The 12,671-nt window shown below is 59.4% G+C and carries 8 protein-coding genes; 2 read left to right on the top strand and 6 right to left on the bottom strand.

From position 1 onward, the window contains the following. Window positions 1-244: 244 nt before the first annotated feature. Window positions 245-1,705, top strand: a complete 1,461-nt coding sequence (locus tag PU704_RS14945) for an ApeA N-terminal domain 1-containing protein (RefSeq protein ID WP_277551877.1) — start codon at window positions 245-247, stop codon at window positions 1,703-1,705. 86 nt (window positions 1,706-1,791) lie between these two features. Here the strand turns inward: PU704_RS14945 and PU704_RS14940 are convergent, their stop codons facing one another. Together PU704_RS14940 and PU704_RS14935 are read right to left on the bottom strand one after the other, a co-directional pair. Then, the gene (locus PU704_RS14940; protein ID WP_277551876.1) at window positions 1,792-2,136 is read right to left on the bottom strand and encodes a hypothetical protein; all 345 of its coding nucleotides are present in this window, start codon (window positions 2,134-2,136) and stop codon (window positions 1,792-1,794) included. 30 nt (window positions 2,137-2,166) lie between these two features. Further along, window positions 2,167-2,682: a hypothetical protein gene (locus tag PU704_RS14935; RefSeq protein ID WP_277551875.1), complete on the bottom strand. Its 516-nt coding sequence runs from the start codon at window positions 2,680-2,682 to the stop codon at window positions 2,167-2,169. Window positions 2,683-2,713: 31 nt separating this feature from the next. Between PU704_RS14935 and PU704_RS14930 the strand changes: the two genes are divergently transcribed. Next, window positions 2,714-3,430, top strand: a complete 717-nt coding sequence (locus tag PU704_RS14930; protein ID WP_277551874.1) for a hypothetical protein — start codon at window positions 2,714-2,716, stop codon at window positions 3,428-3,430. A 190-nt stretch (window positions 3,431-3,620) separates the two neighbouring features. Here PU704_RS14930 and PU704_RS14925 read toward each other — a convergent pair whose 3' ends face one another. The 4 genes from PU704_RS14925 to PU704_RS14910 all read right to left on the bottom strand — a co-directional run bounded on the left by PU704_RS14925 (window position 3,621) and on the right by PU704_RS14910 (window position 12,269). Beyond that, on the bottom strand, window positions 3,621-3,917 hold the full coding sequence (locus PU704_RS14925) for a transposase (protein WP_277551873.1): 297 nt from the start codon (window positions 3,915-3,917) through the stop codon (window positions 3,621-3,623). Between the two features lie 4 nt (window positions 3,918-3,921). After that, window positions 3,922-4,452, bottom strand: coding sequence for a helix-turn-helix domain-containing protein (locus PU704_RS14920; RefSeq protein WP_277551872.1), 531 nt, complete (start codon window positions 4,450-4,452; stop codon window positions 3,922-3,924). A 405-nt stretch (window positions 4,453-4,857) separates the two neighbouring features. Further along, entirely contained in the window at window positions 4,858-8,226 is a 3,369-nt protein-coding gene (locus PU704_RS14915) for a helicase-related protein (RefSeq protein ID WP_277551871.1), read from the bottom strand. Next, window positions 8,223-12,269: an Eco57I restriction-modification methylase domain-containing protein gene (locus PU704_RS14910; protein WP_277551870.1), complete on the bottom strand. Its 4,047-nt coding sequence runs from the start codon at window positions 12,267-12,269 to the stop codon at window positions 8,223-8,225. The genes PU704_RS14915 and PU704_RS14910 overlap by 4 nt, the downstream gene beginning before the upstream one ends. Window positions 12,270-12,671: the final 402 nt, after the last annotated feature.

The following is a 12,671-nucleotide window of genomic DNA, read 5'->3' as shown; positions in this document are numbered from 1 at the left end:
TTACTTCGTACCGACTCGCGTCTTGCAACCAAGTCGTCGAGCAACCCTTGGGATACGGGCCAAATTGTCATGGGAAAACTGAGCCCGTCGATACTTCGCTGCGTCTTTGAACTAGATCGCACAGGTGAGGTCAAAGCTCCTAGCGCGTCACAGTCGACCCGATCGCCGAGGGGTCTCGACGATCAATGCATGCCGGCCCGCGTGGCGACGTTCCCTGCAGGATTGCAGATGCCACCATGCGTGCATGGCCATTCGCATCCGTAGTAGTGAAAACCCTGAGATGGATAGGACCTTCAGGGGTCACTGGCACACCCGAGATCAGCCGGACCCTATTCCGGGAAGCCTGACTTTTTCTCAGGAGAATGGAATTTTGCTTGACCTCAGTGGATCCCTTTTAGGTCAAGATCAGACCCAGTTCGGACCCAAGCAGGTACTTGGACGCGCATTCGATGGGACTTTTCTTACCATTGATCGCGGTCACTACGAAGGACAAATAGCACCATGGTTTGAAGATCAGAGCAGGGCTGCACCGATAGTCGCCGCCGAAGAGTGGGGTGGATGGGCGCTAATAGTCGGCGCCCAATTGCCGCAAGGAGGTCGTACTACTATCCGGCAACTGCGCTTTCGTTCCCCCATGCTACGCGCATGGACGACATGGCATCGACCTAAATACACGCGCCTTTATGAGGAAGGTGTGGCTGGCGGGCAGATCGAACTCAAATCACCAGTTACAGCACAGATATCAGGTGGAACTATTGACTTCAACTGGCATATCATGGAATCGGGTTCACAGTTCAGCTCAGACATTCGATTCGTTCCCGAATTTCATGTCAAGTTTGATGAGGATATTAAAATTGATGATGCATGGACCAAGATCGTAATTCCTCTACTCCAATTTTTAACCTTTTGTGTGGGGGCAGGTGATTCCGCTGAGGGTGTCGTAATGAACCAAAGCATGGAGGAGGATCCAACTTCACACACAATGGCGCAGGATAGCCACGGAGGGCCCCTCTGGGGTGGATGGTTCGAATGGTGCTCCACATCCTGGATGGCGCGCCCAGGCTCGCAGAAAGCGCCCCATGAAGCTCAGTTGGTTTGTCGAGCCCCACAGGACGATGCAGAGTTTGCACGACTGCTGTCGAAGTGGTTCGAGTCATACGATCATCTAAAGCCAGCTTTATTCGACTTTTTGTCAATAAACATGTGGGCGCAGATGACTATCGAAGAAAGCTTTTATCGGGCTGTCCGCTCACTTGAAGTGGTGCACGGCATTTTGAATCCTGCCCCTCATATCCCTAGAGAAGATTTTAAGCGCATCAAACAAAAAATAAAGTTGGCAGTCGAGGGCGAACCTTACGGGGAATTCGTAAGAAATAGATTGTCCCACGCCGATGCACCAACCTTGCGGGAACGCCTGGAGGATCTAGTTGAGAACGCAGGACCGCGGCTGCGCAACCGACTGCGATTTGACGACGTGATACCCAAAGTTGTCCGAGCCAGAAATGAGTTAACTCATGCTGGCGCTTTGGAATCGTCGGCCGAGGAAGAGTTGCATGAATTATTTCATTTAATGATCATGCTGATGAATACCACTCTTCTCCGTGAGTTGGGTTACGACCCCCTCGACACCGAGGACCAGCTGTGGCACACCCCCAACGCGCTGGCGGTCGACCCAACACGGAGACTTCCTATGGGTGACGACTAGTTATTCGGTGTGGGCATGGCAATCAAGGGGTGGACTGAAGTAATTGAGACGCGAAAATTGGTGAGACCATTTCCAGTAGGCTAAGTTCACGTCTGCACCTCCCTGCATTTTCCCCCGCATCCGGGGATCGCTCCATGTGCTCCGGGCAGCAAATTATTCCCGCCCCCTCCCAACGGGGAATTCTCGTAGTAAGGCCCCGCTGCGATATAGGCAAGCATTTCGAATCGCGCTTCATCATTGGCAGGCAGTTTCTCCAAAATTGAGGCCGCCTTTTTCGCCCGGTTTAAAAGTTGCTGGTCGCTGCGCCGGTCAGAGATGCTTGTGGTGAAGTTGAAGACCCGCTCGATCACCAAGTAGAGAATTACAATGAATAGCAGTAGCGTGACCCAGGGTGTGTTGGGAAGCAGCTTCAGCAAGGCGTCGAGCGTCATGGGTACCTCTCGTCGGAGATAGATGCCACCTTACCTGGCCGAGTACGGCACATCGTCCATGTAGCGGGGGTTGCCAAACTCGTCGTAGCTTAAGTAGGTGAACACATGGGAAATGTGAGTGCCATCGCTGAACTCCGTGATTTCAATGGTGTTTACAAGGTTAGTTATCTGCATCGACCAAATGCTGAGTAGATAATATACGGCGACCGGGGCCGTCAAAATAGATACGGTTAGGGCTACAGCGCCTTTGTCCCTATCCTTTCTGGAGCGGCGCCTAGCGAGCATGGCAAAGACTATCGTCATAGCGACGAACAGAAAGAGCCACCAGTAATCGCTAGTGATACGGTCCTGCTGAACTTTGTAGTCAACCTTCTTATAAATGGCTATGGAAAGTACGAATGTCGCCCCCATAGCGATAATGGCGGCGGAAACCACGTTGACAGCGACACTTTTCCAGAACGACCGGTTGAGGAACCAGTTGATGACCTTGACATCTAGTGGCTCTTTCCACGGCAGTGCTCGCTTTCTACGCTTCCACATCCCCATGCCTGCAACCCTATCCAGCTAGCCTGGCACCATGACTGAACCCCCCGGTGTCACTGACATCGCCAACCTACTGGTCGCTGCCACAGCGTTGGTCGTCGCCCTCATCAGTGGCACCTACACCTGGCGAGCCTTCGCGTTGCAGCGTCAGTCGACTTCTACCGCCGGCTTGGACTTCCTACATGCGGAGCGGCATGAGGAGATCAGGGAGGTCTTGCCTAATGAGGAAAATCCAACCAGGCCGCTGACCAAGGTGAGCCCTCGGCCGTACTACGTGTCGGTCATCTTGTCTCGGGGTCCGGGCGTTCGCTACGGCGCGCAGGGAGCTGTGTGGGGTAAGGGCGCATTCAAGGTCTTGACGCCGCAGGTACAGGTCTGGGGTCCTGACCACTCTGGCATCGAGTTCGAGTTGAAGCGCGGTGCCAAAGAGGAGTGGGAAAACGTGTACTGCGGTGTGGTGTGGGAAACGCCGCGGATGTTCAAAAAGGGCTTCACCACAGACGGGTACCGTATGAAGCTGCCGTCGCCGACTGAACCTTTCAAGTCGTTCGATGCTGAGCAGTGGAACGCCAGAAAGCAACAGTGGGTCCCGATCAAGAAGGACGCGAAAACCAACGAACCCGATCCTCTAGTAGGCGCTGCCGATACTGGGCGATCCTTCAATGGACAACTTACCGATCGACATCCGGATTATGACCCAATAGAAGCGCTGAAGAACGCGTTTCGTAATCGAAACACGGGCAATGAGTAACTCATTTGACAACACTATTGTGTGAATAAGTGTTGCTTTTATGTCCGAATGGGCACATACTCCCAATGTCTATAAGACGAAGCGCATCAAAAATTAAGCGTAGTAGGTGCTGACAGTAGTTCAAAAGACCCGTGGTGCAACCATAGCGGATAAGAACCCAGTGTGAGTCGTGCAAGAGATTAGTGGGCATTCACAGTTGAGTGTGGGTGAGGGTCTTTCTCCAGGGGCTGTGACCGCCGGCGGCGAGGAGCGCGCGTAGCCGGTAATTCTCGAAGTTGTGGAATCTCCGTGCGACCCGACGCATGGTCTCGATCACCCCGTTCACGGCCTCGGTGGGGCCGTTTGAGGCGCCGTCCGTGTCGAAGTAGGCCAGGATCACCGCTCGCCACCGGCGCAACGTCCGGCCGAGGCGGGCGATCTCCGGGATCCGGCAGGACGGGAACGAGTCGAGGATCTCGGCGACCAGCCCGGTCCCTTGCTCGGCCAACCAGTCACCGTAGGCCGCCCCCGTGCGGCCGGGCACCAGATCCAGCAACCTCGCCCGGGGCCGGCCGTGCTCGTCGCGGGAGTGGTCCACGATCCGAAGTGACCAGCCCGGTCCCCGGCGGGCCCACATGGCGCCAGACGTGCTCGTCGACCCCCAGTGCGTTCACCCCGGCCAGCCGGTCCTCGGCGGCCACCTGGCCCCTGATGACAGGGGCGATAGCGTTCCACACGGTGTTCCAGGCGACCCCGAGCGTCTCGGCCAGAGCCGAGACGGCGATGTCGTGGGAGCGCAGCTGCGCCACGGCCCAGGCGATCGCGCGGGTGGTGAGCTTGGCCCGCGGGGCAGCCAACTCGTGGACCTCACTGAAGGTCCTCACCTCGCAGACATCCTCGTGGCAGCGGTAGTGGCGCTTGCTCCACACCACGCGCACGGGCACCCCTGCGCAGGGCAGATCGTGCGACAGCACCGGCACCCGGCCATGACCGACTGCGAGCACCCCGCAGGAAGGGCAGCCCACCACCAACGGCACGGTCATGTCTGACTGCAACCTCCCCCGCAGGTCGACTACACGCTCGTACCCGCAAACGGTCATTACGCCCTGCCCACCGCTTACGCTCTGCCCACCGAAGGGCACAACAGGAAACGCCGGCGGGTACAGGAGCATGCCTAGCGACGTCGCCGTCAGCAGGCTGGGGCCCAGCAGCGCCAGCAGGGCGTCATGGATCCACCGACGGCAGCAACCCGATCCTTCCCCATGCCAGGCCTGGACGCCGGATGCCGTCCGCCCTCGGACCTCTCCGGCACACACCACCATGGGTTCGACGCGGGGGCCGGGCCACCTACCCGCACTGGGACAGGGTGTACTCAGTGAGCAAAGTCCCAGAAAGCGGGTTTCAAGTAGAGCTGCTTTACGTGTTGCCCGCGGCTATGGACCCTCAACTTAATTTTGGATCGCTACCCACGTCAGGAGGCGAATGTCGTTTAATTCGACAGGAGGTAGCGGATCGACTGGTTTGGGAACCTTGAGACGCAGCTGTTTTGCTTTCTCTTGGAGGGCGCGGACTGCCAACTGAGCATTGCCGTTCTGCTGGACGGCCAGGATTCCTCGAATCTCCTTCTCGGCCCGAGGGTTGGCGACCTGGTTCAGCCGTTCAACTAATCTGTCTTGCTCGTCGCCGAGTACGGCGCCGTGCTTGCGGACGAGGGCTGCTGCATCGCGCATGGCCTTGGGTACTTGGGGTTCGAATTCTGCAGGATCGGTGCGCCGCGTCCAATCCTCGTAGATGTCGGCCTGAGCGATCTCCCACGTCGTGTATAGCTTTTCTCGCAGGTCTGCTGAGGGGTCGCCGGCGGGCGTATTGGGGTCCCGGGGGTCAGCCTGCTCGAGGCTGGTCAGCAATTCGCCGATGACCTCCGGCTTGCCGTCGACAGTGCGGACCTTTCCGTCCTCGATGGGGACATAGCGGAATTCGGGGCGGGGGTGGTCGGCGATCTTGGCGCAGAAGACAAACCCTTCCTGTGTTCCTGGTCGATCCATCACCGATCCCGCACCCCAGGGCAGGTCGAGCACTTTTTTCTTCGTTTGTGCCGACTTGAACGCGTTGGCCAAGCGCCGTTGGAACTCCTCACTGGAGGCGGCGGCTGCGGTGCGCTCATTGAAGATGTCGGCTTCCTCGTCCCGCAGGCGTTGGATCTCTTCACGGGTTTCCGCGATGACTCGCTCGGTGGCCTCAATGCCAGGGAGGACCCCTTCCCCGACTCCGAAGGCGACGGAAGCATGGTGGAGTTTGAGTTTCAGACGCCCTTCCAGTTGGAGGAGCTCTTCGAGCTGGTCGTCTGGGAAGAAGCACCGCAGGTGGATCGCTTTGTGCGTGGATCCGATGCGGTCGACGCGGCCGTGGCGCTGCACCAGGCGCATCGGGTTCCAGGGCAGGTCGTAGTTGATGATGTGGCCAGCTTGCTGGAGGTTGACGCCTTCGGAGAGGACGTCCGTGGCGATCGCCAGGTCGTATTTGTCCTCATCATCGGCGGTGCCCGCGGTTTTGGGTGCGAAGCCTACGATGGCGTCCTGGCGGCCGTGTCGGTCGCCGCCGGTGGCCAGCACAATTCGCTCGTGGTAGTCCGCCAAACGAGGATCACCCTTTTCAGCTAGGGCGGTCAAAGCTTCTTCGATGTAGCGGGCCGTGTCGGTGAAGTAGGTGAAAAGTAGGACCTTGCGGCGGTTCCGTGTGTTCTCAAGACCGATACCGTCTTGCCGTGCTTCCTCAGCGATTCGACCGATCTCATCGGCGAGCTGGGCGATTTTTGGATCGTCCGTCCAGTCCACCGAGGCTACTTCCTGTGCCATCTGCTCGAGCAGTGCGCGGTCGGCCTCGATCGCCCCTTGCAGGGCTGGGATGTTGTAGAGGGAGGCGGCGTCAACGTTGTTGGCGGATGTGTCCGGGTCCAGGGAGCTGACGATGTCGTCGATATCGTCGGAGTCGGAGGCTGCCCATGCGCGTAATGCATCCCCGGTGAGGACCTTGCCCTGGGACAGGGCGCTGAGGAAGTAGTCGTGCGAGCCGATCATTTTCCGCACGGTCGCTTCGAACGCGGCTGCGCTGGACTCGAACCGCTTGAGCAGAGCTGATCGCAGCAGCCCGGCATTTTGGACCTCGAACTGTTCGACCTCCTCGTGTCCGAGAAGGAATCGAGAAGGCACGTAGCGGGCCATGGTGAGGACGGTGCCGGGTTCTTGCAAGGTCACGCCCGTGGCGTCCAAATCTTCGTCGTCGGTGTGAGCTCCGAGGGCCCGCGCAAGTCGATCGAAGAATCCGGGCAGCACAGCCTCCAAGTGGTAGTCCACCCGGTGAACCTTCGCCTGGGGGAAGACCATCTGGACCCCGTTGATTTTCTCGTGCGGGTACTGGGTCTTGATGAATCGGCGAGTGCGTTTGACCGAGATGGCGTCCAGGAGTTCGAACAAGTGCTTACCGGATAGCTCCTCCGGGTCCATCGCCATGGCCTTGCCGATGTACTTCCGCACGCTAGGGATGCCGATGTCCGTAAACGCGCCATCCGAAGGGTCGATGTAGCTCACCAGGTTCTGCAAGTCTGCGAGTGAGTTGTTCACCGGGGTGGCGGTCAGCAGTACCAGCTTTTTGGCCACCACTCCGGAGAGCAGGAGCCGGAAAGCGTCCGCCCGTTGAGTGCTGGGGTTGCGGAGGTTGTGGGCCTCATCCACGACCACCAGGGCGTAGGAATCCAAAGCCTGGACATGGGCCCCGACCTTGCCGACCCGATCATTCTGGATGTCGCCGACGAGTTCCTCATAGGAGACGACGTCGGCGTTGATGTTCTTCTCTTTCAGGAACGGTTTCCAGGTCGAGTCACGCAGGGTGGCTGGGCCCACCACAAGGACCTTTTGCCGGTTCTCAATCACGGCCTCACGGATCAGTTCGCCGGCCACGAAGGTCTTTCCCAACCCCACCTCGTCGGCGACGATCACTCCCCCGCGTTTGGCGAGGATACGCTTGGCACGGTGGACGCCGTCGGCTTGGAACTCGGTCAGGCCGAGCTCGTTGTCGAACTCGGTGTCCTCCTCGAACGTGTCACCGTAAAGCTCATAAAGCATGCGCAGGAACACCGTCCACGGTTGGTGGAGCTCCGTGCGCGCCGCATAGAGACTTGCCAGGTCATACGGAACGGCCTCCTCCCATTGCTCCTCGAACCAACCCTGGGTGCGTTCCACCGTGGTGGTCTGATACACCCCAAGGTTCAGTTCCCGATTTCGGGCCAGACCGGCGTAGGTCATGTTTGAGGACCCCACCATCACACCGGGCCCACCGTCCTTGATGATGAAGGCCTTACCGTGGAGGAAGGCCTTCTCCAGGCGGCGGACCTGGACGTCATGGCTATCCAGCCAAGCCAAGAGTCTTTCGACGGCGGCGTCTCCTTCGCGGGTGACGCCGACGAGATTACGGTCTTCGGCCAATGCGTGGGCGTGTTCTTCCAGGGCCTGTTGCAACCTCGGATTCCCTCGGCGCGCGCCCCGCACGCTCAAAGGGGTGATGGTTGATCTAACCTCGAAATCAGCCGGCTCCGCACCCAACAACAACCGCACCGGGCCGGCGGCCTCCAAGGCGTCTGCTAGGAGGCTGAACCCGCCGACATTGAAGTACGCCGTGGCGATGTCCACGCTCGTTGGCTCGACCCGACCATCGGAGCTGTACGCAATCATCTGACTGATCGCGTCCGCCACCCGTTGGGGGAGGTCTCCAATTTTGTTGGTGGCAAATTCGGGGCGGCCTACCGACAGTGACACGCTCACTGGTTTTCCCAACGGTCGAAGTGTTCCAGGACAACGTCCAAACGAGGCTGGTAGTTCCAGCCACGGTGGAACGTTCTATAAACGTGAATTAGTTCTTCGCGAGCCAGTCCGTACAAATGGGCAACGACCGCATCGAGCTCACAAATCAAGTCGTTTTTGACGCCTTCACCATGGGTGCTTCCCACCGGGACCCCCACCTCAGCCGCCCACTCGGCATATCGGCCGTCCACGGCAGCAAGACGGCCCGCAATTTCCACGACTCGCAAACGACGCACATCTTCAGGTGCGGGCCGCGGAACGGGGAAAGCATTGGCTATGTGGAGATTCATCCCTATCTCGACATATCGACGCGTATACCAATCCAACGGGATGGACGAGAGGATGCCCAAAACGTAGGCCTCATCAGCTGGACACCCTTTGCGCTGAAGAAGATATGGAGCCTTGTTCGTCAGCACCACATTGCCCGGCACAAGACATGCAAGCATTGTCCTGGTATCTGTGGCTCGAGCGATGTCGCGAAAAGCGATGCGAGGTCTAAGGCACGGAAGGGTGTGAATATCGTTCACAATCTCGGGCTCCAGCCCGAGGAACGCAGAGGACTTCAAGCGCGACTGTCGTTTGCGTTTGTCGAACAGTGCCTTCGTAACGGTTCCCGGGTCGGCGTAGGCATAGGGGTCACCAAAGTCCGGGTCCCACAGGTTAAAGGTGGCCCCGGTGTAGACGGGCCATCGGCCAGGGGCATCAGATCCGGCGTCGAACGTTTTTCGATCGTTCGTAGCGTCAAATTCCCGAACCGGTTTGAATAACCACTGTTCCCCCGAGTCCAGTCGTGGGTGCGAACGCAGGGCTTTGAAGACCTGAACCGAGTAGGTGTCCGGCAGAAGAGGGAAGGTGGCTCCGCTGGCCCACTCTCCTAATCCGGATGCAGGCAGTGCTCCCAGCTGCCGATGTCCTTTTTGATAGTCATTGAGGGAATGGAACGGCCCGGCCAGGCCCACTTGTGGTTCGTCAAGTCGTTCCTTTTTGATTGTCAGCAGATTTACCGAGTACCGCGGGTCGACATCGTCGAAAACCCATTCCCTCGTATTGACCATGGAAACAACAGAGGTGAACTGACCGCACAAAAGAATTTCCTCACGCCACTTGGCGGAGCCTGCGGCATTCAGCACGGAACGTGGGAAGACGACACCGAATCGACCTCCGTCCCGAAGAAGTTGCCAGAATCTCCAGGAGAATGCCTTGTACAGATCTACATCTCCCGTTCCTAAGCCCGGGTACGGTCCGGCGAGCAACGCTTTGCGGTACTTTTCTGCTTGCTTCCGCTCTGTTTCGAGCAACGGCAGCAGGTCAGGGCGTTCAGTCCGATACTGTTGGATCGCCTTCTTCTGGGCCGACGGGGCCATCCCCATGACTCCGGGGTAGTACCGCTGCCAGAACTTCGGTTCCTCGACCATCACCTCGTCCCAGGGAGGATTGCCGAGGATGACGTGGAATCCTCCAGGGCTCCCGTCGCTGTTGATGAAGACTTCTGGGAAGGCATGGACGAAATGCAGGGCATCCAGCTCGTGCGTCTTCGCCTGCACTTCAACGCCTCGCCCCGCCCGAATGATGGTGTCGGTATCAAAGACACCATCGAGGTTGATCGTGCCGAGTCGGGTAGCCACGGCGGCGTCGAGGATGGCTTTGGCGGGTTCTGATTGGTGGACGGCCTCGGCGTAGGCCTCGGCAGCTTCCTTGGTCTCCTCGGCGGTGGCCTCGGAGGTCAACCCCACCCTTCGCAGCTGCTTTGCGGAGTCCTCCAGCTCTTCCTCGAGTCGATCGGCCAAGAACGACCGCGTCCATTTGTAGTTCGGTTTGAATGCGTTGACCGTGAAGACTTCTTCCAGGGTGCCGATGCCGGTCAGCGAGTTACCTCGAACTAGACCGTGGTCCAGGGAGGACATCGGAAGTCCCGGGATGAAGGTATGGATCCATAAGGCCAGGCGAGCGAGGTCGACGGCGACCGTGTTGATGTCGATGCCGTAGATGCAGCGTTTGGCCACCTGGCGGCGCACCAAGGTCATTTGGTCGATTTCGGGAACGGTCTCGCTCTTTGCCTCGGTCAGCTTCTCCAGCGCTGTGGCACGCAAGCGGTCGAGTTCGGCCATGACTGTCGGTATGGGGTGGTCGGTGAGGAACGCGGTGAAGGCGGAGGCTACGTGGTCGACGGCGCCGACGAGGAAGTGTCCGGATCCCATGGAGATGTCGGCGACCCGGAAGTCCCAAAATTTGGCGTGGGCCCCAGTGTCGTTTCCGGTGTCCAGAAGGGCAGCCACCTGGGCGAGGTGCTCTTCCACGGCGGGGTCCAGAGCAGTTTCGAGCAGGTGCTCGACCGCGAACTGCTTGGTGAAGTAGCTGCCGGTGGCCTTTCGCTTTCCCGAAGCGTTGTGGAAGTAGACCCTGCCGGCTGCGACAACGACATTGTCACTGAGCTTGGCAGGCACGTAGGTGCCCTTGTCGTCCAGGGTGAGGTCGGATGGTGCGATAGATAGCGACGACTCGAGCAGTCCCTCGTAAATGGTGCCGAACTCGCGCACGCTCAGGGTCTGAAAATCTACGGGGCCGTCGGTGGCGTCCCGTCCGGTGTCGACCAACAGCTTCACGAGAGCGGGGCCCACCTGCGCATTGGTCAGCCGCATAGCGGAGATTGTTGCCCCGACCTCCCCTTGGGGGTCGAACAGCGAGCCCCCGTAGGCAGGGATACCCCATTCCGTGTGGCCGGCATAGACGCCGTGCCAGATGTTGAGGAGGGTGTCCCACAGGTCCTCAGCGTGCGGATCGAAGCGCAGTCCATCGCCACCATGGGCTTGGGTGGCGTAGTACCGGGCACGTCCCTTCAGCGACACGTGCGTATAGGCCTCATTCGTCCGATAGGGCAACAGGCCACGGTCTTCGGCGTAGGCCACGAAGAGCAGGCGGAACAGGACCACCAAGGTGATGTGGTACGCCTCGCGCAGTTCAGCCTCGGTGGTGGCCTTCAACTGCTGGGCCACGGCCGTGGCCAGGTCAGGGACCACATCGACGTAGACCCTTTCACGCAGGCGCTCTCCCAGTGCGGTGGCGTGATCCATGGAACGACCGAGGATTTCATCGGCGGTACCGCCCTCGCACAGCGCCTCTGGGGTCATCAGCAACGTCGCATACGCGGCGTGCTCGTCATCGATCGTGGCGAGGTTGATTTCGGTGTAGGTGTCGCTGCCCTTACGAGCAACACCAGTGTCAGGATCGGCGGTGTATAGCCGCATACGTGTGCCTTGAACAGCGAGCACCCATCGCAGCCGGGCATTACGCGCTGCGGCGATCGCGTGCTGGACGGGTGAAACCGTGCCGAACCGCGTAGCTGGACGGTCGAACAGCTCCTCGCCCTCAAGGAAGACGGCAACTGCCTCTCCTCGCCCATCTTTTGTGAGGAGTGCGTCCGTTCCCTGGTGCACGATCTCCCAGCCCACGGACCGAACGAGGTCTTCGCCTCCATGTCCCCGGAAACTCCGCGCGCACGCACCCGCCGTCTGCCAGTCGCTGCGGTTCGGAACATTGGTCAGCAGCTCGTGGGTGGCGAACAGTCCGGTGTTAACCAACCCCGGGATTTCGTCATCCTCGTGCTCTTCGAACAACGAGGCAAGGATCTCTTCGGCCCGTGCCGTCGTCGGAGCCTCAAGAACTTGCTCAACGACGAGCTCCACAGAACTGAAGGCCAGATCAGCAACGTAAGTGCCTTTGTCTCGCAAGCCCACCACGGCGGCCTTGGGGGCCGCGCCACCGTTTGGGTATGCGGCCACGAGCAGCACCCCGGTTGGGCGTTTGTTCCAGCGGTCGCTCCATAAAGCGCGAGCATCGCTAGCGCTCGGTCGAGCTGAGGAGGTGGCGTATACGACCTCGACCTGCACACCAGGGTTGGCTGGATAAATGTGGTGAGGGGTCAACGCTTCAGGTGCGCCGGGCTGTTTCCATACCCTTCCGTTGAAGTCCGCGAGGAAGGAATCCAACGATGAATCAGAAGACATCAGCACACTCCACGTAAGGCATCACAGGACCAGCACGATCTTTACTATTGTGGGCCATCAAGGCACCCCAACCAGAAACCGGGACTGCTGAAGGTCCCAGTTGATTCGTTGATTCAGGCCGCCAGGGTGACCGCCCGAGCCTCGAAGGTCTTGCACTCGACGGGGGTCCACTTGCCGAGGGCACGCTGTCGATGCCGGCGGTGGTCGGTTTTTCGATTTAGGTACCGAACGGATCGACCCGCGCCTGTCACCCTCCTGCTGTCAGGCTGGCACCGCCCGGCTCACCATGAACCGTCACGGGTTTGATGCCGCTTCCTTTCGATGAAGGATGAGGACATGCCCAAGAAGTACGACGCCGAGTTCAAGGCCCGAGCGGTGCGCATGGTGCGCGAGCACCAGCAG

This window comes from Kocuria oceani (assembly GCF_029524215.1).
Classification (GTDB): Bacteria; Actinomycetota; Actinomycetes; order Actinomycetales; family Micrococcaceae; genus Kocuria; species Kocuria oceani.
Note: the sequence above shows the minus strand (reverse complement) of the source record. Positions and strands in the feature narration are given on the sequence as shown.

Coding starts and splice junctions, on each gene's coding strand:
- PU704_RS14945 (WP_277551877.1), top strand. CDS start 245: ATGGCCATTCGCATCCGTAGTAGTGAAAACCCTGAGATGGATAGGACC.
- PU704_RS14940 (WP_277551876.1), bottom strand. CDS start 2,136: ATGACGCTCGACGCCTTGCTGAAGCTGCTTCCCAACACACCCTGGGTC.
- PU704_RS14935 (WP_277551875.1), bottom strand. CDS start 2,682: ATGGGGATGTGGAAGCGTAGAAAGCGAGCACTGCCGTGGAAAGAGCCA.
- PU704_RS14930 (WP_277551874.1), top strand. CDS start 2,714: ATGACTGAACCCCCCGGTGTCACTGACATCGCCAACCTACTGGTCGCT.
- PU704_RS14920 (WP_277551872.1), bottom strand. CDS start 4,452: ATGACCGTGCCGTTGGTGGTGGGCTGCCCTTCCTGCGGGGTGCTCGCA.
- PU704_RS14910 (WP_277551870.1), bottom strand. CDS start 12,269: ATGTCTTCTGATTCATCGTTGGATTCCTTCCTCGCGGACTTCAACGGA.